The sequence below is a fragment of the Streptomyces sp. NBC_01723 genome, assembly GCF_036246005.1.
GTDB lineage: Bacteria > Actinomycetota > Actinomycetes > Streptomycetales > Streptomycetaceae > Streptomyces.
The window spans coordinates 5,405,285-5,431,671 of the sequence record NZ_CP109171.1; the positions used below are offsets into that span (position 1 = coordinate 5,405,285).

Consider the following 26,387-nt stretch of genomic DNA (forward strand, 5'->3'; position numbering starts at 1 on the left):
CAGGTAACAGCTGATCGTGCTTCCAGGGTATTACGTCACGCATGCACGGAGGGGCCCGATGACGGACGCCGACACCACGAACACCACCGACGCCACCACGGCCGGCGCCGACTGGCGGGCCTGGCAGGAGAGCTGGGACCGGCAGCAGGAGTGGTACATGCCGGACCGGGAGGACCGCTTCCGGATCATGCTCGACATGGTCGAGGCGCTCGTCGGCACCGCGCCGCGCGTACTGGACCTCGCCTGCGGCACCGGCACCATCACCGCCCGGCTGCTCGCCCGCTTCCCCGGGGCCACCAGCACCGGCGTGGACCTCGACCCCGCGCTGCTCGCGATCGCCGAGGGCACCTTCGCCGGCGACGACCGGGTCTCCTTCGTCACCGCCGACCTCAAGGACCCCGACTGGCCGGCGAAGCTGCCGCACGACTCGTACGACGCCGTCCTGACCGCCACGGCCCTGCACTGGCTCCACGCCGAACCCCTCGCGGATCTCTACGGCCGGGTCGCGGGCCTGGTCCGCGACGGTGGTGTCTTCATGAACGCGGACCACATGATCGACGACACGACGCCCCGGATCAACGCGGCCGAGCGGGCGCAGCGGCACGCGCAGATGGACGCGGCCAAGAGCGGGGGCGCGCTCGACTGGGCCGAGTGGTGGCAGCTCGCCGCCAAGGACCCGGTCCTCGCCGAACCGACCGCCCGCCGCTTCGAGATCTACGGCGAGCACGCCGACGGCGAGATGCCCTCGGCGGCCTGGCACGCGCGCGTCCTGCGCGAGAAGGGCTTCGGCGAGGCGCGGCCGGTGTGGTGCTCGCCGTCGGACACGCTGCTGCTCGCGGTGAAGTGAGACCGTGACACGGATGAGGGGCGGTACGGGTTTCCGTACCGCCCCTCATCACGCTGCCGCCGGCGCCCGCCGTGTCCTCAGAGGACCTTGGACAGGAACGCCTTCGTCCGCTCGTGCTGCGGATCGGTCAGGACGTCGCGCGGGTTGCCCGACTCGACCACCACGCCGTCGTCCATGAAGACCAGGCTGTCGCCCACCTCGCGGGCGAAGCCCATCTCGTGGGTGACGACGACCATCGTCATACCGGACTCGGCCAGGTCGCGCATGACGTCGAGGACGTCGCCGACCAGCTCCGGGTCCAGGGCCGAGGTCGGCTCGTCGAACAGCATCAGCTTGGGGTCCATCGCGAGGGCCCGGGCGATCGCGACCCGCTGCTGCTGGCCGCCGGAGAGCTGCGAGGGGTAGTTGCCGGCCCGGTCGGACAGGCCCACCCGCTCCAGCAGGGCGCCCGCGCGCTCCCTGGCCTGCGCCCTGCTCGCGCCCTTGACCTGGACCGGCGCCTCCATGACGTTCTCCAACGCCGTCATGTGCGGGAACAGGTTGAAGCGCTGGAAGACCATGCCGATGTCCCGGCGCTTGACGGCGACCTCGCTGTCCTTCAGCTCGTAGAGCTTGTCGCCCTTCTGGCGGTAGCCGACCAGCTCGCCGTCGACGTAGAGCCGTCCGGCGTTGATCTTCTCCAGGTGGTTGATGCACCGCAGGAAGGTGGACTTGCCGGAGCCGGAGGGGCCGATCAGGCAGAACACCTCACCCGACTTCACCTCCAGGTCGATGCCCTTGAGGACCTCGATGGCGCCGAAGGACTTGTGGACGCCCTCGGCCTTGACCATGGCGGTCATGCGGCACCTCCCGTCGTGCTGGAGCGGTTCGACAGGGAGAACAGGTTCGCCCTGATCTTCTGCATCGGCGTCGGCGGCAGGCTGCGGCTGGAGCCGCGGGCGTAGTGCCGCTCCAGGTAGTACTGGCCGACGCTGAAGACCGAGGTCAGCAGCAGGTACCAGGCCGCCGCCAGGAACAGCATCTCGGCGGGTGCGCCCGAGGTCTGGCCGATGTCCTGGGCCACTCTGAACAACTCGGAGTACTGGACGACCGACACCAGCGAGGTCGTCTTCAGCATGTTGATGACCTCGTTGCCCGTCGGCGGCACGATCACGCGCATCGCCTGCGGGACCACGATCCGGCGCAGCGTCTTGGTGTGGCTCATGCCGAGCGCGTGGGCCGCCTCGGTCTGGCCCTCGTCGACCGCGAGCAGACCGGCGCGGCAGATCTCCGCCATGTACGCGGCCTCGTTGAGGCCGAGGCCGAGCAGAGCCGTCAGGAACGGCGTCATGAAGTCGGACCACTCGTCGCGGTAGAACGGGCCGAGGTTGATGTACTCGAAGACCAGGCCCAGGTTGAACCAGACGACGAGCTGCACCAGGACCGGGGTGCCACGGAAGAACCAGATGTAGAACCACGCGATGGACGAGGTCACCGGGTTCTTCGACAGCCGCATCACCGCGAGCATGATGCCGCCGACGATGCCTATGAGCATGGCCAGGACGGTGATCAGCAGGGTCTTGCCCATGCCGGACAGGATCCGGTCGTCGAAGAAGTAGTCCGGGATCGCACCCCAGTTGATCTTGCCCTGGGAGAACGCGTACACGACCGCGGCCAGCAGCGCGATCGCGACGACCGCGGTGACGTAGCGGCCGTAGTGCCGGACCGGGATGGCCCTGATGGCCTCCGGGCCGGCCGGCGGGGTGTCCGCCGGGCCGGAGCCCGTCTTGTCAATGTCAACAGTCACGGATGTTGCCTTTCAGTGCCCGCCGCGCGGTCACTTGCCGCCGTTGATGGTGGCCTCCGTGACGGCGCCTTCCGCCACGCCCCACTTGTCCATGATCTTCTTGTACTCGCCGTTGGCGATCACCGCGTCCAGCGCCGCCTTCAGGGCGTCGCGCAGCTGCGTGCTTTCCTTGGCGACCGCGATGCCGTACGGCGCGGCCTCGACCTGCTCGCCGACCATCTCGAAGTCCTTGCCGCCACCGGAGGTCTTCACCGCGTAGGCCGCCACCGGGAAGTCGGAGGAGCCGGCGTCGGCGCCGCCCGCGCGCAGGCGGGTCTGGGCCTGCTGGTCGTTGTCGAAGGCCTCCATGGAGATCTTCTTGCCGGCCGGACACTTCTCGTTCTCGGCCTTGGCCAGGTCCTCGGAGACCGTGCCGCGCTGGAGCACGAGCTTTTTGCCGCACAGGTCGGACCAGGTCTTGATGCCCTGGTCGTCGCCCTTCTTGGTGTAGATCGAGACGCCGGCGGTGAAGTAGTCGACGAAGTCGACGCCCTGGCCGACCTTCTTTCCGGTGTCCGAGTCGATGCCCTCCTGGCGGTCCTTGGTGTCGGTCATCGCGGACATGGCGATGTCGTACCGCTTGGAGCGCAGACCCGTGATCAGGGTGTCGAAGGTGCCGTTCTCGAACTCGAACTTCACGCCGAGCTGCTTGCCCAGGGCATCCGCGAGGTCGGGGTCGATACCGACCGTCTTGCCGGAGTCGTCCTTGAACTCGACGGGCGCGTAGGCGATGTCGGAGCCGACCTTGACGGTGCCCTTGTCGCGGATCGACTGCGGCAGCTTGTCGGCCAGCGGAGCACCGCTCGAGGACTGGTTGTCGCTGCCGGAGTCGCTGTTCTCGGTCTGGTCGCCGCATCCGGTGAGGAGCAGCGCGCCTGCGACCGCGATCGCACCGACCGCTGCTAGCCGGGAGTGCGCGGCGGTCGTACGACGGGTGGAGCTTGCGGTCATGGTGGTTCCTCCGGCGGATGAAAGGAGTTGCCGATGGGGACGGTGGTGTTCCGGTGGAGCAAGGCGCCTGCCGGGGGGCCGGCGGGCGCCGTGGGTCGACGTGAGCACACACCTTCGAGTGCCGCGACCTCGTGTGATTACGGCATCTTGCCATTCGGACTCGGCCATTCAGGGGGGCCGTCATGTCAAAATCGGCTAACGGGTCACCTCCCGAACCGCATCAGGTCGGTACATCACGACCGAACCTTTACGGGAATCTGCCCCTCCGGCCGGAAGATCTGCGGAATTTCTCGTTATCCGAGCATGGATCGTCAGTGTGTACGGCCGTTGCAAGCGGCTTCTCCGGGTCTGTCAAGGGGCGCCGCGAGGTTGTCCTGATCCCCGGCTATGAGCCATGTCACCGACATGCGGCGTTCGGGGTCCGGCATGTGAGCTTGCTCTTATCCGACTCGTCGCCGGAGGCGTCCGTCGGGTAAGAAGGTTCTTTACACCCCTCATCAGGGGCTCAGGGCGCGTGTGCGGCGCGCCCGTCGCGCGGGGTCCTCGTGGCCCGTACAGCCATCCTCCCGCGCGGTGCCCGCCCATTCCTCACCAGGAGTGGACAAACCCTCAAACCATGAACTCTTAAGGGGTAAGACAAAGTGGCAGCGGAGATCGTCAATCCTCGCAGCGACAACGGAGCCGGTGCGGAGCAGGGGGCGGGCGCTGAGCCGCTCGACTCCTTCGACCCCGCGTTCGCGCTGCACCGCGGCGGCAAGATGGCCGTGCAGGCCACCGTGCCGGTCCGTGACAAGGAAGACCTGTCCCTGGCGTACACGCCCGGCGTCGCGAAAGTGTGCAGCGCGATCGCCGAGCAGCCCGACCTCGTCCACGACTACACCTGGAAGTCCTCGGTCGTCGCGGTCGTGACGGACGGCACGGCGGTGCTGGGACTCGGGGACATCGGGCCCGAGGCGTCCCTCCCGGTGATGGAGGGGAAGGCGATCCTCTTCAAGCAGTTCGGCGGGGTGGACGCGGTCCCGATCGCCCTGAACTGCACGGACGCCGACGACATCGTCGAGACCGTGGTCCGCCTCGCGCCCTCGTTCGGCGGCGTCAATCTGGAGGACATCTCGGCGCCGCGCTGCTTCGAGATCGAGCGCAGGCTCCAGGAGCGGCTGGACATCCCGGTCTTCCACGACGACCAGCACGGCACGGCGGTCGTGACGCTGGCGGCGCTGCGCAACGCGGCGCGGCTGAGCGGGCGGACGCTGGGTGAGCTGCGCGCGGTGATCTCGGGCGCGGGCGCGGCCGGTGTCGCCATCGCCAAGATGCTGGTGGAGGCCGGTATCGGGGACGTCGCGCTGGCCGACCGCAAGGGCATCATCTCGGCGGGCCGGGCGGACCTCACGCCGGTCAAGCAGGAGGTGGCCTCCTTCACCAACAAGGCGGGGCTGTCCGGCTCGCTGGAGGACGCGCTCGCGGGCGCCGACGTCTTCATCGGCGTCTCCGGCGGCACGGTGGCCGAGGAGGCGGTGGCCTCGATGGCGAAGGGTGCCTTCGTCTTCGCGATGGCCAACCCGAACCCCGAGGTGCACCCGGAGGTCGCCCACAAGTACGCGGCGGTCGTCGCCACGGGGCGCTCGGACTTCCCGAACCAGATCAACAACGTGCTGGCGTTCCCGGGCATCTTCGCGGGCGCGCTCCAGGTGCGGGCGTCGCGGATCACCGAGGGCATGAAGCTCGCGGCGGCCGAGGCGCTGGCCTCCGTGGTGGGCGAGGACCTCGCCGCGGACTACGTCATCCCGTCCCCGTTCGACGAGCGGGTCGCCCCGGCCGTCACGGCGGCGGTGGCGGCCGCGGCCCGTGCGGAGGGTGTGGCGCGCCGGTGACGGTGTGACGCGCGTGTGCGCTGAGCGGCCTCGTCCTCCTCGGGAGGGCGGGGCCGCTCGCTTTTGCGGGAGGCCGCTGCCTGGCCCGGCGGCGGCGCTGGTGGCAAGAGGGTGTGTGTCACAGGGCGTCGCGGTTCCGGTCGGCGGGTGGGGAACCCTATCGTCAGGGCCATGTTCGCTGCCTACGCCGCCCGAATCGACCGCGACGAGCCGCTGACCGGCCTGGAGTTGGGGGAGCGTCCGGCTCCCGAGGCCCGGCCCGGCTGGAGTGTCGTCGATGTCAGGGCCGCCTCCCTCAACCATCACGACCTCTGGTCCCTGCGCGGCGTCGGCCTCCCGGAGGACCGGCTGCCGATGATCCTGGGCTGCGACGCCGCCGGTGTCGACGCGGACGGCAACGAGGTCGTCCTGCACTCGGTGATCGGCCAGACCGGCCACGGGGTCGGCCCCCGGGAGCCGCGCTCCATCCTCACCGAGCGCTACCAGGGGACGTTCGCCGAGCAGGTCGCCGTGCCCACCTGGAACATCCTGCCCAAGCCGAAGGAACTGTCCTTCGCGGAGGCCGCCTGTCTGCCCACCGCCTGGCTGACGGCGTACCGGATGCTGTTCACCAACGCCGGGGTGCGTCCCGGCGACTCCGTGCTGGTGCAGGGTGCCGGCGGCGGGGTGGCCACGGCCGCGATCGTGCTCGGCAGGGCCGCGGGGCTGCGGGTCTTCGCCACCAGCCGGGACGAGGCGAAGCGGAAGCGGGCCCTGGAGCTGGGCGCGGTGGAGGCCGTGGAGCCGGGTGCGCGGCTGCCGCAGCGGGTGGACGCCGTCATCGAGACCGTGGGCGCCGCAACCTGGTCGCACTCGGTGAAGTCGCTGCGGCCGGGCGGGACGCTGGTCATCTCCGGCGCCACCAGCGGCGACCGGCCCTCCCACGCGGAGCTGACCCGGATCTTCTTCCTGGAGCTGCGGGTCGTCGGTTCCACGATGGGCACCAAGGACGAACTGGAGGACCTGCTCTCCTTCTGCGCCGCCACCGGTGTACGTCCCGTCATCGACGATGTGCTCCCGCTGGACCGGGCCCGTGAGGGGTTCGAGCGGATGGCCTCCGGGGAGCTGTTCGGCAAGATCGTGCTCAGCGGCTCCTGACCCCGCGATGTCAACTGGGGTTGACGTCGAGCGGATGTCAATCTACGTTGACATGCATGAGCGAAGCAACGGATCTCGCCACGCGTGCGGGTGACCGCGACCCCAGGGTCGGGCTGCGGGCCGTCGCCGCACTGCGGAGGCTGCTGGAGCAGCTGGAGTCGGTGCAGGTGCGCAGCGCGCGCCATCAGGGTTGGTCGTGGCAGGAGATCGCCACGGAGCTGGGGGTCAGCAGGCAGGCCGTGCACAAGAAGTACGGGAGGCATTGATGTTCGAGCGATTCACGAAGGACGCCCGAGCGGTCGTGCAGGGGGCCGTCGAGCACGCCGAGGCCGCGGATGCGCGGACCGTCGACACCGGACACCTGCTGCTCGCCCTGCTGGACCGGGAGGGCAGCCGGGCCTCCTTCGCGCTGACGGCGCTCGGGGCCGGCGGCGAGCGCCGGGACTCGGTGCGGCGGGCGCTGGCGGAGGCGCGGCGCCGGGCCGGTCTGACGCAGGCCGAGACCGACGCCCTCGCCGGACTGGGGATCGACGTCTCCGAGGTCGTCGCCCGGGTGGAGGAGGTGCACGGTGTCGGGGTCATGTCCGGCGAGCGGAAGGGCGGACGCCGGTGGTCCGGGCACCGCGGCTTCGACCGGGGCGCCAAGGAGGTCCTGGAGAAGGCGCTGCGGGTCGCCGTCGCCCGGCACGACCGGCGCATCGGGGACGAGCACCTCCTCCTCGCGCTGACGATCCGCCCCGGCGTGCCCGCGGAGGTGCTCGCCGACCACGGGGTGACCCACGCGTCGCTGACCAGGGTGCTGGGCGACGGCTCCGGGGAGGGCGCGGGCGCGGCCTGAGCCCGACGCCCCGCGTCCGACGCCCCCCCGGCCGGGTGCCGGGGGCCGGGTCCCGGAGGTCAGGCCTTCGGCGTCCGCAGAATCGCCCCGATGTGCGCCGCCGCCGCCGACAACTGACGACGGGCGTCACGGAGCTGGTCGGGGGTGACGCCCCGGTCCCGGGCGGCGTCACGGATGTCGTCCCGGAAGCGGTCGAGCAGCCGGTCCAGGTCACGGGCCGGGTCCCCGGTGGAGTCCGCGGTGTCCTCGTTGGCCCAGGCCGGGGCGTAGCCGGCGGGGAAGTCCTCGGGGGTGGCGGAGTACTCGGGCCGGGGGGTGGTGGAGCCCGCGTCGGTGCGGCCGAAGCCCCAGTCCTTGCCGAACTCCTTCCCGAAGTCCTTGCCGAAGTCGCCGACCTCCTTCGCCAGTTCGCTCAGCCCCTCGCGCAGTCCCGTGGGCCAGTCGCCCCGCGAGAAGTGGTCCTGCACCTGCTCCTGGACCCGCTGGGCGATGCGCTGCACCTCCTCCTGCGCCTGGGTCCGGGCCCGCTCCTGGGCCTCCTTGGCCTGACGCCGGGCCCGCTGGGCCTCGTCGCGGGCGCGCCTGCTCTCGTCCTTGGCGCGGCGGGCCTGCTCCTTCCACTCCTGCTTGACCCGGCGCATCTCCTCCTTGGCGGCCCGCCAGGCCTCCTTGTCGTCGACGCCCCCGGCCGCGTCCGACTCGTCCTGCGTCCCCGATCCGGCGCCCTGGCGCGCCGCGTTGGCCGCGGCCCGCGTCTCCCGGCGCAGGTCTCCCGCCGCGCCGCGCACGTCGGCCCGGATCTCGGCGGCCAGCTCGGCGACCGACTCCCGGATCTCCAGCTCCAGATCGGCCAGCTCGCCGCTGCGCTCGGCCAGCTCGGCGCGGCCGGCGTCCGTGATGGCGTACACCTTGCGTCCGCCCTCGGTGGTGTGGGTGACCAGTCCCTCGGCCTCCAGCTTGGCCAGGCGCGGGTACACCGTGCCCGCCGACGGGGCGTAGAGGCCCTGGAAGCGCTCTTCGAGGAGCCGGATCACCTCGTAGCCGTGGCGCGGGGCCTCGTCCAGGAGCTTGAGGAGATAGAGGCGCAGTCGGCCGTGGGCGAAGACGGGGGGCATGTCAGAGCACCTTCTTGTCGGTCGTGCCGTCCGACGGGGCGGCGGTGTCGCCGTGGTCCCGGACGGCAGCGGAATTGTCCCCCGAGGCGCCCGGCGCGTCGTGCGCCGGGCCGGTGTCCCGTGGCTCCCGCTCCCACGGAGTGTCCGCCGCGGCCGGCCGCCGCAGCAGGGCGATCGAGCCGGAGATCGTGGTGGCCTTCAGCCGTCCGTTGCCCGCGCCGAGCCGCCCGGTGATCCGCTTGGCACCCCACTGGCCGCCCACCCGGAGGTCCTCGAAGGCGCTGGAGACCGCGCCGCTGGCTGTGTTGGCCTCCACCTGGGCGTCGGCGGGCTGGGGCAGCCGGATGGCGATCTCGCCCGAGACGCTGGTCAGGCTGATGTCGGTGGGTCCGCCGGCCGGGTCCAGGTCGACGATCATCGATCCGCTCACCGAGTCCGCCCGCACGGAGGAACCCGCCTCCACGACCGTCAGGTCGCCGGAGACGGAGTTGAAGCGCAGGTCTCCGGTGAGGGCCTGGGCCTCCACGTTCCCCGAGACGGTGTCCGCGCGGACCGGGCCCGCGAGGCTCACCAGGGTGGTGTCGCCGGAGACGCCCCTCACCTCGGCGTGCCCGTCGAGCCCGGAGACGACGGCCGCGGCGCTGACCGCGCCCACCTCCACGCGGGTGCCGGTCGGCACCGCCAGGGAGACCACCGCGCTGCGGCGCCAGCCCTTGCGGTCGAGCCACTTGAGGAAGCCCTTCCAGGGCAGGTCCTCGTAGGCCACGGTGAGCGCGCCGTCCTCATGGGTGACGATCAGGGGTGGTCCCTCGATCTCGGAGACCTCCAGGCGGGCGGAACCCTCGTCCGTGCCCACGACGTTCACCGTTCCGTTGACGATGCGTACGTGCAGGCGGCTCACGGACTCGTCGAAGGTGAGTTTCCTGGGCTCCGCGACGGACCACTCGGACATGGTGCAGACCTCCTCGACCGAACGCGCCATATCGCGTCCTCCGAAATTCACGATATATCGCGGACACGGAAAGTCAAGACACCCGTTCTGACGATCAACGATCGGCCGAGTGGGATGAATTGCCCTACCTTGTGATCATGTCAACGGAAGAGTCCGGGAGAGGGCCCGCGGCCGGCGCCCTGCTGCTGTGCCGCGCCGAGCCGGACTCCGTCGCCGCCGTCGCCCCGCTGCTCGGCGAGCGCATGCCCCTGGCCGGGGCGGGCGGGGAGTGGAGCGTGCTGGTCCCCGAGGGCGGGCCCTGGCGGTACGGCGGCGAACCGGTCGACCGCGTGGTCACGGGCTGGGCCGCGGCGCTCGCCGTCGGCGCCCCCTGGCCCGTGCTCGCCCTGTGGTGGGACGCGGACCGGGCCGGTTACACCCTGGCGTCCGGATTCCACCGCCCGGTCGGCTACGTGTGGCTGACCGACGGCACGCCCGTCGCCGAGGGCGAGGCGATGCGCACCTTCGCCGCCCGCCTCGGCCTGGACCCGGTCCTGGACCTCGAGTCCCTGGAGCGGCTGACGAAGCCCGACCCCGATGCCGACGCGCGCGCCAGGCTGGGCGGACTGCTCGCCGTCCTCACGCGCGCGGGAGTCGCCCTCCCCGCGGGCCTCGCCCCCGGCACGCCGGCCGGCCGTCTCGGCGCGGCCGCCCGCACCCTCCCCGACGCCCGCCGGACAGCGGCCGCCGCGCGTCGCCCGCCCGCCGACGAGAGCCCCCTCGCCCCCTGGCTGCCCCGGGTCGGCGGCCCCGGCGCCCGGGTCCTCGCGCTCGCCCAGATGGCGGCCGGTCTGCCCCTCAGCGCCTGGGGAGTGCGGCACCGCAGCGGCGGCTGGACCGCGGCGGGGCTGCTGCTGACCGCCCACGGGGCGCTGGGGGCGGCGTACGCGTCGTCGCGGCGCGCCTGACGCCGACGACCGGTGCTCCCGTCCGTGCGACCGGTGACCGGCACTGATGAGTCCTGACTGATGGGTCCTGACCGATGGGTCCTGACCGAGTCCTGACTCATGAATCAGGACTGATGAGTCCTGACTGAGTCGCGCCCGACGAGTCCTACTGGTGCTGCCGGGACTACTCGTCCTCGTCCTCGTCCTCGTCGTCCAGCCGGGCCAGCCACGTCGCCAGGCGCTCCACCGGTACCTCGAAGTCCGGGTTCAGGTCGACGAAGGTCCGCAGCTGCTCGGCCAGCCACTCGAAGGTGACCTCCTCCTCGCCGCGCCGCTTCTCCAGTTCCTCGATGCCTCGGTCGGTGAAGTACAACTCATGCTCCTGATGCGGGTGGGGCGTGCCCACGGGCGTGCCCACGGCGTGTCCTTCCAGCGTAGACCGTGCGGCCGGGCCCGCCCTCCCGGTGTGGCGGCGGGGGTCGCGTGGGGCCGGACTGGGTATTAGCCTCGGGGTCAAGTGGCGGGTGTCCGCGCGCGGTTGGGGAGCGGCGGACTCGACGGGGGAGCGAGATGAGCCGCATCCAGGACGTGGAACTGCCGGACGGCACGGTGATCACCGCCCGCATCAGCGAGGCGGACGGGTACGAAGACCAGGAGGACGTCGGCTTCGCAGAGAAGGCCGTCGCCAAGGTCGAGCAGCTCCAGGAGCTGATCACCGGGGTCGGCTCCTCGGTGCTGGACGCGGCCCGCGAGGCCGGACCCAGCGAGGCCGCCATCACCTTCGGCGTGGAGCTGACCGCCAAGGAGGGGGTGGCCGTCGCGGTGCTCGCCCGGGGCGAGGCCAAGGTGTCGCTTGAGATCACGCTGACCTGGCAGTTCGACCGGGCATGAGCGAGGGGAACGACCGCCTCTACGAACTCGCCCGCGCCGCCACCGTCCACCTGCTGCCCGCACGGGGCGCCGACACGCCGCTGTGGGGGAGCGGCTTCTTCGTCGCGCCCGGCTGGGTGCTCACCGCCGCCCACGTGCTGCGCCCGCATCTCGCGCAGGACACTGGCACCGTCTTCCGGGTGCGCGGCGACGGCGTCGACGCCGAGGCCCGGCTGGAGCAGTGGCTGCTCACCGACCCGCGCCGCACCCCCGTACCGCTGGAGGAGGACCTGGCCCTGGTGCGGGTGGCGGGGGAGCCCGAGGAGCAGCACCACGAGTGCGTGTGGCTCGGCGACCGCGCGGTGCGCCACTCCGGCGTCCTCAAGGTGTGCGGCTACTACCCCGGCCCGCCCGAGACCCACTTCCGGATCGTCGACGCCGAGGTCAACGGCCACGAGGACCGGCACGGACTGATCATCAAACCGGACATCGACTTCCCGTCCGGCGTCTCGGGCGGCCCGCTCCTCGACCCGGAGACCGGCGCCGTCGTCGGGCTGATCAAGTCGCGGCGCAAACAGCAGGACGGCGGCAAGGCCGTCGCGATCTCCGCGCTGCGCCGCTTCGGACGGACGTACCGCACCGTCATGGCCGCCCACGACCGCTGGCACGGCGGCGAGCCGCAGTCCCCGGCCGGTGACAACTGGATCGACCTCCAGGGCGGCCCGCCGTCCGGCGGCGGCGAGCAGTGGACCCCCGCCGACCGCCGCGAGGCCCTGCGCCTGCTGGCCGAACTGCCCCCGCCGCCGGACGCGCCCACCGTCGAACTCCTCGCGAAGAAGGCGCGCAGCCACAACCAGTGGCCGGGCGGCACCCCCGCGCTGCTCACCTGGCGGGACGGCGCGGGACTGCTCTACGAGGGCGCGCGCCCGCTGGAGGCGCTGACGTTCCTGCGCTATCTGCGCTACGTCGAGCTGTACACGGCCTCCCGGGGCGGCGAAGCCACCGCCCTCGGCCACTGGATCGGCGTGCGCCTGCGCCGGGAACCACGCCGGGCCATGCACGACTTCGTCCGCGACGCGCGCCTCCCCGAGGCCCTGCACCCCGCGCCCGACGGCGGGCCGGAACGCATCGTGATCCCCTATCCGGGGCCGGGCGAGGGCGGCACCGTCGCGGTCCTGCTCGACCCCGTCATCGGCGCGCGGCCCGCCCGCTTCTTCTGGCAGATCTGGTACGACGACGGACACGGCGAGCCCGAACTCCACGAGGCCGACGGCTCCGTGCACGGGCACGACCCCGCGGCCCTGGTCCAGGCCATGCGCGGACCGCTGGGCGCGCTGCTGCGGGCCAAGGACCAGGAGGGCCGGCCGGTGCCGCTCGAAGTCGCGCTGCCGGGCGAGTACTTCGACACCGCGGTGCACCGCTGGCGCTTCGACGACATCGCCGAACTGAACGACGCCGGACATCTGGGGGCGCGCCGCCGGGTGGTCCTGCGCGCCCTCGAGCGCCGGGGAGATCCGGACAAACTCTGGTCCGAGCGCTGGCAGGCCATGGCCGCCCAGCAGGGCTTCAGCGGCTGGCGCACCGCGGCACAGGGCGACTTCCCCGGCGTACACGGCTACCGCGACGCCGCCTTCGACCGCATCCCGGTCATGTGCCGGCCGGCCGGACGCGGCCCCGGGCGCACCGCGATGAGGCTCGCCCTGGAGGGCGGCCACGGCGTCGCGCTCTGGCACGTCGACGGCCACTCCTCGGGAGCCTGCCCCGCCTCGTGCGACACCCTGTACGCCCGGGCGGAGGAGCTCCTCGGGACCCTCGGCTCCCTCGCCGAACTGCCGGACCTGATACGCCACGTGCGTCAGGACGTCAGCGAGCTGCGGGCCGACCGGGCCTGGGCCGAACCGGTCGCGCTCCTGTACGACGATCCGCGCCGGCCCCTGCCCTCGGAGGAGGGCGGCACCCTGGACGCCCCGCTGTGAGGGAGGGGGTGAACTGGCCGGAAACGGTCGTTCCAGGGAGACGCCGCGGGTACATTCACAGGGGCCCGTTGTGGGTGCGCGACGCCCTCGTCGGCCAGGCCGTGGACCACCACCGACCGTCGACGAGGAGCACCGAATGAGCGAGTGGTTCATCTACCGGGGCACCGGGCGACCGGACCCGGAGCGGATCGGGCAGCTGCCCGGCCCGCCTCCGTGGCGGGCCTTCGACACCCCGGCCGTGGACTACGACGTACCGGACCTCGGCTCCTCCACCCGGCGCCGCCTCGGCGCGCGCACCGTCCCGCTGCCCATCCAGGACCCCGGCACCCTCGAACTGGTCAACGCCGCCCTGTACCTGCGCCGCCCCCTCCTCGTCACCGGCGAACCGGGCGTCGGCAAGTCCACCCTGGCCCACTCCATCGCGTACGAACTCGGCCTCGGCCGGGTCCTGGAGTGGCCGGTCGTCAGCCGCAGCGAACTGCGCGACGGCCTCTACACGTACGACGCCATCGGCCGCCTCCAGGACGCCCAGCTCCCGGACGGCCCCCGCTCCCCGGACATCGGCCGGTACATCAAGCTCGGGCCGCTCGGCACCGCCCTGCTCGCCGCCGACCGGCCCCGGGTGCTGCTCATCGACGAGCTGGACAAGAGCGACATCGACCTGCCCAACGACCTGCTGAACGTGCTGGAGGAAGGCGCGTTCGCCATCCCCGAGCTGGAGCGGATCGCCGACCGGACCCCGGTCGTCGAGGTCCTCACCGCCGACGGCGGGCGGGTCGCGGTGACCGGCGGTCAGGTGGGGTGCCGGGCCTTCCCGTTCGTCGTCATGACGAGCAACCGTGAGCGCGAGTTCCCCGCCCCGCTGCTGCGCCGCTGCATCCCGCTCGACCTCAGGGCCCCGCGCGACGAGCGCCTCGCCGCCCTGGTGCAGGCCCATTTCGGCCAGGGCGCGTACGACGACAACCGCGACATCGTGGACCAGTTCACCCGCGCCGAGACGGACGGGGCGCTGCGCCCCACCGACCAACTGCTCAACGCGATCTTCCTCGCCCAGTACGCCGCCCGCGACGCCGTGCACCGGCGGGAGGAGATCTCGGATCTGCTGATGCAGCCCCTGGACCGCGGGCTGCGGTAGCCGATGGCCGCCCAGGAACCCCCGCCCCCGGCCGACGGCGCGGCACCGGTGCTCGCCGCGCTGGTCGCGCGCATGCGGGACGCGGGGATCGGGCCGGGCGTCGAGGAACTGGCGGACGCCCTGTGGCTGGCCCGCTGGCTGCCCGGCCCCGCCCGTCCGCAGGCGCCCGGCGCCCCCGTCGCGGGCCGCCGCGCCGGTGACCCGCCCGGCGGACCGGGCGCCGCGGCCCCGCCACCGGCCCCCGTCCCGCCCGCCGCGCAGGGCGGGACCACGCCCCCCGACAGCGCCTGGCTGTTCGCCCCCGGCGGCGGGGACGGCCCCGGCACCGGCGAGGGCGGCACCGGCGGCGCCCTGGCACCCGTACGGGTCCCGGCCGCGCCCGCCCTGCCCGAACCCCTCGCCCTCCAGCGCGGCCTGCGGCCCCTCCAGCGTTACCGCGCCCCCGTCCGCCCGGTCCCGCGCACCCTGGACGAGCGGGCCACCGCCGAACGGGCCGCCGAGTCCGGGCTCGTCCTGCCCGTCCTGCGCACCGACCGGCGCCGCGAGGCGCGCCTGCTGCTCCTGATGGACGTCTCGACCTCCACCGTCGTCTGGCAGCAGGCCCTCGACGAACTGCGCCAGGTCTGCGCCCGCGCCGGCGCGTTCCGGGAGCTCGCCGTGCAGTACCTGCACGAAGGACCGGGCGGCCTGCCCGGCTGCTCCTCCCGGCCGGGGACCGGCGGCCCGCTGCACGCGCCCGAGCAGCTCAGCGACCCGACGGGACGCCGCGTGACCCTGGTGCTCAGCGACTGCGCCGGACCCATGTGGCGCAGCGGCCGCATGCAGCGCCTGCTGCACCGCTGGGCGGCGACCGCGCCCGTCGCCGTCGTCCAGCCGCTGCCGCAGCGGATGTGGGTCCGCACCCACCTCCCGGCCCGCCGCGGACTGCTGCACCGGCGCGAGGGCCCGGCCGGGGCGCTGGAGTTCCGCCCCGACCGGGGCGGACCCGAGCGGGGCGCCCTGCCGGTGCCCGTACTGGCGCTGCGCCGGCCCTCGGTGGAGGGCTGGGCGCGGCTGGTGTCCGGCGCCACCGGGCAGTCCCTGGCCGCCGCCGCGGGCTGGGTGCGCGCCGACCACTCCGCCTCCGCCGCTCCGGTGCGCGCCGCCGAGGAACTGGGCGGGGCCGACCGGGTCCGGGCGTTCTGGCGCCCCGCCTCCCCGGAGGCCCGCCGCCTCGCCGTGTACCTGTCGGCGGTGCCGCTCTACCTGCCGGTCATGCAGCTGGTCCAGCACGCGATGCTCGCCGGGAGCGGCCCCGACGTGCTCTCCGAGGTGCTGCTCGGCGGGCTGCTGCGCCGCCGCCCGGACGCCGACGACCCGAAGGCGGTGCGGTACGCCTTCCTGCCGGGCGTCGCCACCGAGCTGCGGACGCGGCTGACCGTCGAGGACGTGGAGCTGCTGTTCAAGCACTGCTCCGAGTACGTGGAGCGCCGCTTCGGCCGCAGCGTGCGCAACTTCCCGGCCCTGGCCGGGGCGTACCTGCGCGGCACCGTCACCCCCGGGGAGGGGCTGGCGCCCGTCACCGACCCCGGCCCGGACGAGCCCGCCGGGCTGCGCGCCTTCGCCGAGGTCTCGGCGGAGGTGCTGCGCGACCTCGGGGCGCGGATGCCGCGACCGGCCGCGGGCCCCGAGCTGAGCGTGCCGGAGCTGCTGGAGCGGGGGCGCGAGGCGCAGGCCCGCTTCGAGGCGGAGGGGCTGACCCGCGCCCTGGACGACGCGGTCGGCCACCTGCGCCGGGCGCTCGCCGCCGCGGGCCCGGGGGAGCGGCGCGTGGAGGCCGCGGAGGAACTGGCGCTGTCGCTGCTGCGCCGGTGGCAGGCGGGCGCCGACGGCGAGGACCTGCGGGAGGCCTGGGAGGCGCTGGCCGACCTGCCGGGGCTCACCGGGCGCGGGAGGTTCGTGCGGGGCACGCTCCTCTGGGACCAGGCCGTCGCGGTACGCGAGGAGGGCATCGGCTTCCCGGGGGTCGGCGACGATCTGCGGGACTGGGCCGTCGCGGCCGCGCACGACGGCCAGGACCCGGCGGAGTTCGCCCGGGCGGTCCTGTTCCTCCTCGCCGACCAGGACTTCCAAGCCGTGCTGGACACGCCCGGTGAGGACGCGGACCGGCGACACGCGAGCGCCCGGGCATTGATGAACCTGCGCCGCCTCGTCGCGCTGGCGGGTGCGGGTCGGCATGGGCCGGACGGCCCCTATCGGGACGGCGTCGGACCGCAGGAGTGGTACCGCGCCCACCTGTACCGAGCCCTCGACGCGGCCACCACGGCGGTCACCGTGTCCGCCTCCCACGCCACCCGCGTGGAGCGGGGCCGCCTCTGGCTCGATCTGGCGCGCCAGTTCGCCGGCCAGGGGCCGGTCCCCGCCCCGGTCGTCCAGTTGGACCTCGCGCGGGCCGCGGCCGCCTCGGCCATCGATGACCTCTATGACGGGGTGGCCCCCCAGAACCTCAAGGTCGCGCATGCCGGAGAGGACTTCCTCCCGGACGCCGAGCGCTGCCGGGCCTGGCTGGACCTGGCGTCCGCGATGGGCCTCTCCCGGATCACGAGTGAGGACGGCGGCGACCACCGCCGGCTGATCGAGGTCCTGAAGCGGGCCACCGAGGCCGCCAGGGACGACGCGGACTTGCAATTCGAGTGCCACACCCGCACCGCCCGCGTCCACCGGGACCGCTACGAACGCACCGGTGACCCCGCCCTGCTGGACCGGGCCGTGGACGCCTGGGACACGGCCGTACGCCTGCTGCCCGAGGACGACCCCCGGCTGCCCGCGGTGCTGACCGACCACGGCACCACGCTGCACCGGCGCGGCGAGCGCCACGACGCACCCCAGGACGCGCACCGGGCCGTCGACGTGCTGCGCCGGGCCGTCGACGAGACCCACCCCGACGACCCCGAACTGCCCGCGCGCCGCCACCTGCTGGCCGCCGCCCACGTCGGGCGCTACCGACAGGCGCACGTGCTCTCCGACCTGTACGAGGCCGACTGGCTGCTGGGTGAGGTGGTCCGTGCCGCCGAGGAGCCGCGGTTCCTGGCGCGGTGCCTCATCCTGCGCGGCACCGTCGCCGAGTACCTGTACGACCGGCTGGGTACCGCCGGCCACCTGGACGAGGCCGTGGAGCACTACGCACGCGGTGCCGGACACGCCCGCGAGGCGGACGCCGACAGCCTCACCGCCCTGGCGCTGCGAGGCCGGGCCGGCGCCCGGGAACGCCTCGGCCGCACCCGCCCCGCCCTCGCCGACTACCGCGAGGCCCTCCGCCTGACCACGGACGTCACCCTCGCGGGGCGGCTGCGCACCGACATCGCCCGCCTCACCTCCGGAACGGCCGACGCGTGAGTGACCCCACCGACGAGACGGAGATACCCCTGCCCGTCCTCCACCGCCCCGCCCGCACCGATCACCCGGTGCTCGCCGCGGTCCTCGCCGAACTCCGCGTCCGGGACGGGGAGACCACCGTCGTCGCCCACTACGAGGACGCGCCGTGACGGCCCGGCCCCGGCCGCCCGCCCACCCCGTCTGGCCGCACACCGGGCTCGACGCCACCGACCACGTCCCCACACCCCTGCGGCAGTTCGTGCTCAAGGTGCACGGCCGCTGCAACCTCGACTGCACCTACTGCTACCTCTACCGCGGCCAGGACAGCGGCTGGCGGGACCGCCCGGCCCGCACCGACGCCCGCACCATGGACCGGGCCGCCGCCCGCATCGCCGAGCACGTCCGCGCCCACGGCCTCGACCACGTCCGGGTCGAACTGCACGGCGGCGAACCCCTGCTCACCGGCCCCGCCCCCGTCAGGGCCTACGCCCGCGCCGTCCGCCTCGCCGTCCCCGAGGGCTGCCGGGTCACCGCCACCGTGCAGACCAACGGCACCCGCCTCACCGAGCGCGCCCTGGAACAGCTCACCGAGGACGGCATCCGGGTCGGCCTCAGCCTCGACGGCGGCCGTGCCGCCCACAACGGGCGCCGGGTCGACCACGCGGGGCGGCCGGCCTGGCCCGCCGCGCTCGCCACCGCCCGCCGCCTCGCCGCGCACCCGGACGCGTACGCCGGGATCCTGTGCACCGTCGACCTGGCCGCCGACCCGCTCGACGTCTACCACTCGCTGCTCGAACTCGCCCCGCCCCGCCTCGACCTCCTCCTTCCGCACGCCAACTGGGACCGGCCGCCGCCCGGCCTGCGCGGCGGCCGACCCGGCCGGCACCGCCCCGCCCCCACGCCCTACGGCGACTGGCTCACCACCGTCTTCGACGCCTGGTGGGACGGGGGCCGGCCGCGCACCCGCGTCCGGCTCTTCCAGGAGATCGCCGCCCTGCTGCTCGGCTCGCCCGGCGCCGCCGAGGCCGTGGGCCTGTCGCCGGTCGCCGCCGTCGTCGTCGAGACCGACGGCACCATCGAGCAGGTCGACTCGCTCAGGTCGGCCTACCGGGGCGCCGCCGAGACCGGCCTCGACGTGTTCCGGCACTCCTTCGACACGGTCCTGCGCCACCCGGGCGTCACCGCACGCCAGCTCGGCGAGCGCGCCCTCGCCGCCGAGTGCCGCGCCTGCCCGGTGGTCCGGGTGTGCGGCGGCGGCAACTACGTGCACCGGTTCGCGCCCGGCTCCGGCTTCCGCCACCCCAGCGTGTACTGCGCCGACCTGGAGCGGCTGATCCGGCACGCCGCACACCGGCTGGAACACACCGTCCGTACCGGCGCATGAGCGGGACGTCATGCCCAACTCCGCACGCAACAAGTCGCTTTGACGCACAATTGACTAACCTGTGCTCAGTCGTGACCAGGTTTCAGCTGAGGGGACTGCGAGATGGTGACGGAGCTGGGACACGTCACGGTGGTCTTCGCCGGGCAGAGTGAATCCTGGGCCAAGTGGATCGACCACCAGGTCCGCGCCGCCGGCCGGACCGCCACCCTGGTGCGCTGGAACCCGCTGCGCCGACCGCCGACCGCCGACGCCCTGACCGACCTGCTGGGCGCCCCCGGCCGCATCCTGCTCGTCATCGACGACTGGTACGAGCGGCTGGGCACCGAGCGGTTCGAGGCCTGGGCCGCGGTGCTCCGCGCGGTGCTGCCCGACGTCCGCGACCGCGTCGCCGCCGTGAGCGTCACCGCGCAGCCGCTGCCCGCGGAGGTCGTACCCCTCGCCCCCGTCGAACTGCGCGGCCTGCGGCCCGAGGTGGCCCGCGCCCGCGTCCTGGAATGCGCCGGCGTCCCGGCCCCCGGCCTCCTCGTCGACCTGCGCCGCGGCCCGCGCTTCCCGGACGACCCGCCCGAGGTGTGGCACGTCCCGCGCCGCAACCGCCGCTTCATCGGCCGCACCGAACTCCTGGAGCGGATGTACGAGGCCCTCACCGGCGCCGGACACGACGGCGCCGTACTCGCGCTGCGCGGCCCCGGCGGCGTCGGCAAGACGCAGCTGGCCCTGGAGTACGCCCACCGGTTCGCGGGCGAGTACGACATCGTCTGGTGGATCACCGCCGCCCAGCGGGTCACGGCCCGCACGCAGTTCGCCGACCTGGCACCCGAACTGGGCCTCCGGGACGCGGGCGACCTGGCCGCCACCATCAAGGCCGTACGCCGGGAACTCGACCGCACCGCCCGCCCCTGGCTGATCGTGCTGGACGGCGCGGGCGACCCGGAGAAGGTGCTCGACCTGCTGCCCGAGGGACGCGGACACGTCCTGGTCACCACGCACCGCACCGAGTGGGCGGCGCAGGGGGAGACCCTCCAGGTCCCGGTCTTCGAACGCCGGGAGAGCATCGCCTTCGTGGCCCGGCGCACCGCGCGGCTGAGCACCGACCAGGCCGACCGGCTCGCCGACGCCGTCGAGGACACGCCGCTACTGCTCGACCAGATGGCCGCCTGGCTCGACACGAACCCCGCCATGTCCGTGGACGAGTACGTGAGCGACATCCGCGACGGCAGCCCGGGCCGCTTCGGCCACATGCCCTCCCGCGACTATCCGGAGAGCTTCCAGGTCGCCTGGGCCAAGCTCCTCAACACCCTGCGCGAGGGCGCCGAACCCGCCTGGCACCTGCTCAACCTGCTGGTCTGCTTCTCCCCCGAAGTGGTCCCGGTCCGGCTGCTGCAGACCGCCCGGCACACCGACCTGCCGCCCGAGCTGGCCGAACTGGTCGCCGAGCCCAGCAGCTGGAACTCCGCCCTGCGCAAGCTCTCCGAGATCACCTCGATGCGCATCGAGTACGAACAGGGCCCGCGCCTCGACACCCAGACCGTCGGCACACTGCGCATGCACCGGCTCTTCCACCGCTACGTCCGGTACGTCCAGTCACCCGAGGACGCCGAACGCCACTTCGCGGCCGCCCGCCGGCTCCTGGTCTCCGCCGACCCCCGCGACTCCTCCGCGCCGGGCAACTGGACCCGCTACGGCGCGCTCATCCCGCACCTGGAGCCCGCCGGGGCGCTGGACTCGGCCGACGAGGACGTCCGGGACCTCGTCCTGAACTGCATCGAGTACCTGCGGATGCGCGGCGAGTACGACGACGGCCGGCGGCTGAGCCGACGGGCCGTGGAACGCTGGCGCGAGACCTCGGGCGACACCGACCGGGCCGTCCTGGTCGCCGTCCACCAGCTCGCCAACATGCAGCGCAGACTCGGCCGGTACGCGGAGGCCGAGGCAACCGGACGCGAGACGATCCGCCGGCTGCGGGCCGCGACCGGCGTCCGCCCCATCGAGCTGATCCGCGCCAAGGACGGGCTGGGCGGCACGCTCATGGCCCTCGGCCGGTACGCGGAGGCGCGTGCCCTGTTCGAGGAGGCCGCCGGGACCGCGGCCGTCGAGCTGGGCGGCGAAGAGGTCCCGCGCACCCTCACCGTCCGCAGCAACCTCGCCATGGCCCTCGGCCTCCAGGGCCACTACACCGAGTCCCTCGCCCTGCACCGCCGGATCTTCGAGGCCCGGGTGGAACTGCTCGGCGGCAAGGACGCGCTGACGCTCAACTCGGCGCTGCGCACCGCCTGGATGCTGCGGCTGCTCGGCAACTACCGTGCGGCGCTGGAGATCCAGGGGCACAACTCCCGCCTGCACAGCCAGGTCCTCGACCGCAACCACAGCCAGACCCTGCACGCCGAACACAACCTCGCCCTGTGCTCCCGCCGGGTCGGCGACCTCCAGTTCGCCCACGCCATGATGCGGGGCGTGCGGCAGAAGCTGCTGCGCCGGCGCGGCGCCCTGCACCCCGAGTCGCTGCTGGTCTCCTGCGACTACGCGATGCTGCTGCGTCAGCTCGGGGAGACGGAGGAGGCCCGCGGCCTGGCCGAGGCCACCGCCACGCACTACGCGGCGCAGCTCGGGGAGGACCACCCGTACACCGTGGGGGCCCGGGACAACGTGGCCGTGATCATGCGCGACTCGGGCGAGACCCGGGCCGCCCTGGAACTCTCCCGGCAGTGCACCGCGCGGATGGAGAAGGCGGTGGGCCGGGACCATCCCTGGTCCGTCGGCTGTGCGAAGAACGAGGTGGCCGCGCTCGCCGGCGCCGGGGAGCGGGACGCCGCGGCCGCCGTGGGCCGGGACGCCTGCGCCCGGTCCGTCCGCGCCCTGGGCGAGAACCACGTCCTCACCGTCAGCCTCCGGGCCGGACTGGCGCTGGACCTCGCGGCGCTGGGGGAGCGCGAGGAGGCCGAGGCCCTGCGCCGGGACGTGGACACCCGGCTCACCGCTCTCTTCGGCGCGGACCATCCGCACGTCCGGCAGATCCAGGAACGGCACCACCCCTACTGGGACTTCGAACCCCAGCCCATCTGACGGACGGTGCGCGGGACGACCGCGGAACGCCGGAGGGGCCGGCCCCGTTCCCGGGACCGGCCCCTCCTGTCGCCTCCGTGTGCGATCAGGCCTCGAAGACCTCACGCACCAGCTGCTCCTGCTCGGCCTGGTGCCGCTTGGCGGAACCGACGGCCGGGGACGAGCCGTGCGGGCGCGAGATGCGGCGCAGGCGCTCGCCGTGCGGGATGTCGGCGCCGACCGCCAGGTCCAGGTGGTCGATCAGGTTGAGCGCGATGAACGGCCAGGCACCCTGGTTCGCCGGCTCCTCCTGGGCCCACAGGTACTTCTCGGCATTCGGGTACTTGGCGATCTCCGCCTGGAGCTCGGCACCCGGCAGCGGGTACAGGCGCTCGATGCGGATGATGGCCGTGTCGGTCGCGCCGCGCTTCTTCCGCTCGGCGTCGAGGTCGTAGTAGACCTTGCCGGCGGTGAAGACGACCTTCTTGACGGCGGCCGGGTCGACCGAGTCGTCGCCGATGACCGGGCGGAACTGGCCCGTCGTGAACTCCTCCGCCTTCGAGGCCGCGGCCTTCAGGCGCAGCATCGACTTCGGGGTGAAGACGACCAGCGGCTTGTGGTGCGGGTTGTGCACCTGCCACCGCAGGAGGTGGAAGTAGTTCGACGGCAGGGTCGGCATCGCGACCGTCATGTTGTTCTGCGCGCAGAGCTGGAGGAACCGCTCCGGCCGGGCCGAGGAGTGGTCCGGGCCCTGGCCCTCGTAGCCGTGCGGCAGGAGGAGGGTGACGCCGGAGGTCTGGTTCCACTTCTGCTCGGCCGACGAGATGAACTCGTCCACGACCGTCTGCGCGCCGTTGACGAAGTCGCCGAACTGCGCCTCCCACATCACCAGCGCGTCGGGGCGGGCCAGCGAGTAGCCGTACTCGAAGCCCATCACCGCGTACTCGGAGAGCAGCGAGTTGTAGACGTTGTACCGGGACTGGTCCTCGGACAGGTACAGCAGCGGCGTGAACTCGTCGCCCGTCTCACGGTCGATGACGACCGCGTGGCGCTGGCCGAAGGTGCCGCGCTGCGAGTCCTGGCCGGAGAGCCGGACCGGGACGCCCTCCAGGAGCAGCGAGCCGACGGCGAGGGTCTCGCCCATGCCCCAGTCGATCGTGCCGTCCTCGACCATCGCCGCCCGGCGCTGCAGCTGCGGCAGCAGCCGCGGGTGCACGGTGACGTGGTCGGGGATGTTGACCTGGGACTCGGCGATCCGCTTGACCGTCTCGGCGCTGACCGCGGTGTTCACCGCGACCGGGAACTCGGCCTGCGGCTCCGAGGGCTCGGCGGAGGCCGGCTGGGACGCGGCCTCGCGGACCTCGGTGAAGACCTTCTCCAGCTGCCCCTGGTAGTCCTGGAGCGCCTGCTCGGCCTCTTCCAGGGTGATGTCGCCGCGACCGATGAGGGACTCGGTGTAGAGCTTGCGCACCGAGCGCTTCTTGTCGATCAGGTCGTACATCAGCGGCTGGGTGAAGGCCGGGTTGTCGGTCTCGTTGTGCCCGCGGCGGCGGTAGCAGATGAGGTCGATCACCACGTCCTTGTTGAACGCCTGGCGGAACTCGAAGGCCAGCCGCGCCACACGGACGCAGGCCTCCGGGTCGTCGCCGTTCACGTGGAAGATCGGGGCCTCGATCATGCGGGCCACGTCGGTGGCGTACATCGAGGAGCGCGAGGACTCCGGGGCGGCGGTGAAGCCGACCTGGTTGTTGATGACGACGTGGACCGTGCCGCCGGTGCGGTAGCCGCGCAGCTGCGACATGTTCAGGGTCTCGGCCACCACGCCCTGGCCCGCGAAGGCCGCGTCGCCGTGGATCGCCACCGGCAGGACGGTGAAGTCCGTGCCGCCCTTGCCGATGATGTCCTGCTTGGCGCGCGAGACGCCCTCCAGGATCGGGTCGACCGCCTCCAGGTGCGAGGGGTTGGCGACCAGCGAGACCTTGATCTGCTCGCCGTCCAGGCCGGTGAAGGTGCCCTCGGCGCCCAGGTGGTACTTCACGTCGCCGGAGCCGTGCATCGACTTCGGGTCGAGGTTGCCCTCGAACTCGCGGAAGATCTGCGCGTACGACTTGCCGACGACGTTGGCCAGCACGTTCAGCCGGCCGCGGTGGGCCATGCCGACGACGACCTCGTCCAGGCGCGACTCGGCCGCCGAGTCGATGACCGCGTCGAGCAGCGGGATGACGGACTCGCCGCCCTCCAGGGAGAAGCGCTTCTGGCCGACGTACTTCGTCTGCAGGAAGGTCTCGAAGGCCTCCGCCGCGTTCAGCCGGCGCAGGATGCGCAGCTGCTCCTCGCGCTCCGGCTTGGTGTGCGAGCGCTCGATGCGGTCCTGGATCCACTTGCGCTGCTTCGGGTCCTGGATGTGCATGAACTCGACGCCGGTGGTGCGGCAGTACGAGTCGCGCAGCACGCCGAGGATGTCGCGCAGCTTCATCAGGGACTTGCCCGCGAAGCCGCCGACCGCGAACTCGCGCTCCAGGTCCCACAGGGTGAGCCCGTGCTCGGTGATGTCCAGGTCGGGGTGCTTGCGCTGCTGGTACTCCAGCGGGTCGGTGTCGGCCATGACGTGGCCGCGGACCCGGTAGGAGTGGATCAGCTCGAAGACGCGGGCGGCCTTGGTGACGTCGTCGTCGTGGCTGGCGTCGATGTCCTTGAGCCAGCGGACCGGCTCGTAGGGGATGCGCAGCGCCTTGAAGATCTCGTCGTAGAAGCCGTTCTCGCCGAGGAGCAGGTTGGCGACCTGGCGCAGGAACTCGCCGGAGGCGGCGCCCTGGATGACCCGGTGGTCGTAGGTCGACGTGAGCGTCATGACCTTCGAGATGCCGAGCTTGTTCAGGGTGTCCTGGCTGGTGCCCTGGAACTCCGCGGGGTAGTCCATGGAGCCGACGCCCATGATGACCGACTGGCCGGGCATCAGGCGCGGCACCGAGTGGACGGTGCCGAGGCCGCCGGGGTTGGTCAGGGAGACCGTGACGCCGGAGAAGTCGTCCATCGTCAGCTTGCCGTCGCGGGCGCGGCGGACGATGTCCTCGTAGGCCTGCCAGAACTCGAAGAAGTTCAGCGTCTCGGCCTTCTTGATCGCCGCGACGACCAGCTGGCGGTCGCCGTTGGGCTTGACCAGGTCGATGGCGAGGCCGAGGTTGACGTGCGCGGGCTTGACGAGGGTCGGCTTGCCGTCCTTCTCGCCGAACGCGTAGTTCATCGTCGGCATGGCCTTGATGGCCTGCACCATCGCGTAGCCGATGAGGTGCGTGAAGGAGATCTTCCCGCCCCGGGCGCGCTTGAGGTGGTTGTTGATGACGATGCGGTTGTCGAACAGCAGCTTCACCGGGACGGCGCGCACGGACGTGGCCGTGGGCAGCTCCAGCGAGGCGTTCATGTTCTTCGCGACCGCGGCGGCCGGGCCGCGCAGGGTCACCAGCTCGGGGCCCTCGGGGGCCGCGGCGGCGTCCTTCGAGGAGGCGGCGGAGGCGGCGGGCGCGGCCGCCTTCGCCTGCGGCTGGGCCGCGGGCTTCGCCGGCGCGGCGGCGGGCTTGGCGGCCGGAGCCGCGGCGGCGGGCTTCGCGGGGGCGGCCGGCTGGGCGGGCGCCTTCGGCTGGGCCGGGGCGGGAGCCTGCGCCTGTGGTGCGGGGGCGGCCTGTGGCGCGCTGCCGGAGTCCGTGGCCGCGGCCGCGGGGGCGGCGGCCTGGGCCGCGGGCGCCCCGGGCTTGTAGTCGGCGAAGAAGTCCCACCAGGCTCGGTCCACGGAATTCGGGTCCTGGAGGTACTGCTGATAGATCTCGTCAACGAGCCACTCGTTGGCACCGAACGCGGCAGCGGGGTTCTTGCCCGCTTGGTCGGTGTCGGTCGAGATGCTCGAGTTACTGGGGGACTGTGGCGACACGGCGAGAACCGCCCTCTTCCGCTTCACAAGATGGTGGACAGCGGGAATCAAGGCTACGCCTTGCCGACCCCGAAGGTCAGGCCGGGCCCGTTCATCGTCGCGTAAGTCACATTGCAGACGGTGTTTCGGCGCTGGAAATGGCGGGAAACAAGCGAGGTTCTGCTGCACGTGGGAAGAGCGGAGCGGGACCCGGCGCCGGGAAAACGCGGGCCTGTCCCTGATCACACGTGTCCGCCAGG

20 protein-coding genes are annotated in these 26,387 nt (G+C 72.9%); 13 read left to right on the forward strand and 7 right to left on the reverse strand.

Going from position 1 to position 26,387, the window contains the following annotated elements:
- The first annotated feature begins 58 nt into the window (after window positions 1–58).
- Window positions 59–847 (forward strand): class I SAM-dependent methyltransferase, encoded by a 789-nt coding sequence (locus OIE75_RS25220; RefSeq protein WP_329472206.1) that lies wholly within the window; start codon window positions 59–61, stop codon window positions 845–847.
- A 77-nt stretch (window positions 848–924) separates the two neighbouring features.
- On the opposite strand, the gene OIE75_RS25225 is transcribed toward OIE75_RS25220, so the two are convergent.
- From OIE75_RS25225 to OIE75_RS25235, 3 genes are read right to left on the reverse strand one after another with little or no spacing between them, the layout of a single operon-like run.
- On the reverse strand, window positions 925–1,686 hold the full coding sequence (locus OIE75_RS25225) for an amino acid ABC transporter ATP-binding protein (protein ID WP_329472207.1): 762 nt from the start codon (window positions 1,684–1,686) through the stop codon (window positions 925–927).
- Window positions 1,683–2,633 carry an amino acid ABC transporter permease gene (locus OIE75_RS25230; RefSeq protein ID WP_161331681.1) on the reverse strand — a complete coding sequence of 317 codons (951 nt, stop codon included), beginning with the start codon at window positions 2,631–2,633 and terminating at the stop codon, window positions 1,683–1,685. The genes OIE75_RS25225 and OIE75_RS25230 overlap by 4 nt, the downstream gene beginning before the upstream one ends.
- Before the next feature lie 30 nt (window positions 2,634–2,663).
- A complete protein-coding gene (locus OIE75_RS25235; RefSeq protein WP_307015075.1) occupies window positions 2,664–3,623 on the reverse strand; it encodes an ABC transporter substrate-binding protein in 960 nt (319 codons plus the stop codon).
- Between the two features lie 641 nt (window positions 3,624–4,264).
- Here OIE75_RS25235 and OIE75_RS25240 point away from each other — a divergent pair.
- The 4 genes from OIE75_RS25240 (at window position 4,265) to OIE75_RS25255 (ending at window position 7,469) form a co-directional block, all read left to right on the forward strand.
- Complete coding sequence (locus OIE75_RS25240) at window positions 4,265–5,494, forward strand: NAD(P)-dependent malic enzyme (RefSeq protein ID WP_329472208.1); 1,230 nt, start codon at window positions 4,265–4,267, stop codon at window positions 5,492–5,494.
- A gap of 171 nt (window positions 5,495–5,665) precedes the next feature.
- Window positions 5,666–6,631 carry a zinc-binding dehydrogenase gene (locus tag OIE75_RS25245; RefSeq protein WP_122616178.1) on the forward strand — a complete coding sequence of 322 codons (966 nt, stop codon included), beginning with the start codon at window positions 5,666–5,668 and terminating at the stop codon, window positions 6,629–6,631.
- A 56-nt stretch (window positions 6,632–6,687) separates the two neighbouring features.
- Window positions 6,688–6,897 carry an HTH domain-containing protein gene (locus OIE75_RS25250; RefSeq protein ID WP_122616179.1) on the forward strand — a complete coding sequence of 70 codons (210 nt, stop codon included), beginning with the start codon at window positions 6,688–6,690 and terminating at the stop codon, window positions 6,895–6,897.
- On the forward strand, window positions 6,897–7,469 hold the full coding sequence (locus OIE75_RS25255; RefSeq protein WP_307015077.1) for a Clp protease N-terminal domain-containing protein: 573 nt from the start codon (window positions 6,897–6,899) through the stop codon (window positions 7,467–7,469). The genes OIE75_RS25250 and OIE75_RS25255 overlap by 1 nt, the downstream gene beginning before the upstream one ends.
- Window positions 7,470–7,528: 59 nt before the next feature.
- Here OIE75_RS25255 and OIE75_RS25260 read toward each other — a convergent pair whose 3' ends face one another.
- Together OIE75_RS25260 and OIE75_RS25265 are read right to left on the reverse strand one after the other, a co-directional pair.
- On the reverse strand, window positions 7,529–8,584 hold the full coding sequence (locus tag OIE75_RS25260; protein WP_329472209.1) for a PadR family transcriptional regulator: 1,056 nt from the start codon (window positions 8,582–8,584) through the stop codon (window positions 7,529–7,531).
- A 1-nt stretch (window position 8,585) separates the two neighbouring features.
- Window positions 8,586–9,536: a DUF4097 family beta strand repeat-containing protein gene (locus OIE75_RS25265; RefSeq protein WP_329474050.1), complete on the reverse strand. Its 951-nt coding sequence runs from the start codon at window positions 9,534–9,536 to the stop codon at window positions 8,586–8,588.
- A 137-nt stretch (window positions 9,537–9,673) separates the two neighbouring features.
- On the opposite strand from OIE75_RS25265, the gene OIE75_RS25270 reads away from it, so the two are divergent.
- The gene (locus OIE75_RS25270) at window positions 9,674–10,483 is read left to right on the forward strand and encodes a hypothetical protein (protein WP_329472210.1); all 810 of its coding nucleotides are present in this window, start codon (window positions 9,674–9,676) and stop codon (window positions 10,481–10,483) included.
- Window positions 10,484–10,646: 163 nt separating this feature from the next.
- Here OIE75_RS25270 and OIE75_RS25275 read toward each other — a convergent pair whose 3' ends face one another.
- Window positions 10,647–10,835: a DUF6104 family protein gene (locus tag OIE75_RS25275; protein ID WP_136236161.1), complete on the reverse strand. Its 189-nt coding sequence runs from the start codon at window positions 10,833–10,835 to the stop codon at window positions 10,647–10,649.
- Between the two features lie 197 nt (window positions 10,836–11,032).
- Between OIE75_RS25275 and OIE75_RS25280 the strand changes: the two genes are divergently transcribed.
- The 7 genes from OIE75_RS25280 (at window position 11,033) to fxsT (ending at window position 22,244) form a co-directional block, all read left to right on the forward strand.
- A complete protein-coding gene (locus tag OIE75_RS25280; protein WP_329472211.1) occupies window positions 11,033–11,353 on the forward strand; it encodes a CU044_2847 family protein in 321 nt (106 codons plus the stop codon).
- Window positions 11,350–13,308, forward strand: coding sequence for a VMAP-C domain-containing protein (locus OIE75_RS25285; RefSeq protein ID WP_329472212.1), 1,959 nt, complete (start codon window positions 11,350–11,352; stop codon window positions 13,306–13,308). Before OIE75_RS25280 ends, OIE75_RS25285 begins: the two co-directional genes overlap by 4 nt.
- Before the next feature lie 136 nt (window positions 13,309–13,444).
- Complete coding sequence (locus tag OIE75_RS25290) at window positions 13,445–14,443, forward strand: AAA family ATPase (RefSeq protein ID WP_307015083.1); 999 nt, start codon at window positions 13,445–13,447, stop codon at window positions 14,441–14,443.
- 3 nt (window positions 14,444–14,446) lie between these two features.
- Complete coding sequence (locus OIE75_RS25295; protein WP_329472213.1) at window positions 14,447–17,818, forward strand: SAV_2336 N-terminal domain-related protein; 3,372 nt, start codon at window positions 14,447–14,449, stop codon at window positions 17,816–17,818.
- Window positions 17,815–17,967 carry a hypothetical protein gene (locus tag OIE75_RS25300; RefSeq protein ID WP_307015085.1) on the forward strand — a complete coding sequence of 51 codons (153 nt, stop codon included), beginning with the start codon at window positions 17,815–17,817 and terminating at the stop codon, window positions 17,965–17,967. Before OIE75_RS25295 ends, OIE75_RS25300 begins: the two co-directional genes overlap by 4 nt.
- Window positions 17,964–19,181: an FxsB family cyclophane-forming radical SAM/SPASM peptide maturase gene (locus OIE75_RS25305; protein ID WP_393566412.1), complete on the forward strand. Its 1,218-nt coding sequence runs from the start codon at window positions 17,964–17,966 to the stop codon at window positions 19,179–19,181. Before OIE75_RS25300 ends, OIE75_RS25305 begins: the two co-directional genes overlap by 4 nt.
- Window positions 19,182–19,283: 102 nt before the next feature.
- Window positions 19,284–22,244, forward strand: a complete 2,961-nt coding sequence (gene fxsT, locus OIE75_RS25310) for an FxSxx-COOH system tetratricopeptide repeat protein (RefSeq protein ID WP_329472214.1) — start codon at window positions 19,284–19,286, stop codon at window positions 22,242–22,244.
- Between the two features lie 85 nt (window positions 22,245–22,329).
- Here fxsT and OIE75_RS25315 read toward each other — a convergent pair whose 3' ends face one another.
- A complete protein-coding gene (locus OIE75_RS25315) occupies window positions 22,330–26,148 on the reverse strand; it encodes a multifunctional oxoglutarate decarboxylase/oxoglutarate dehydrogenase thiamine pyrophosphate-binding subunit/dihydrolipoyllysine-residue succinyltransferase subunit (protein WP_329472215.1) in 3,819 nt (1,272 codons plus the stop codon).
- Window positions 26,149–26,387: the final 239 nt, after the last annotated feature.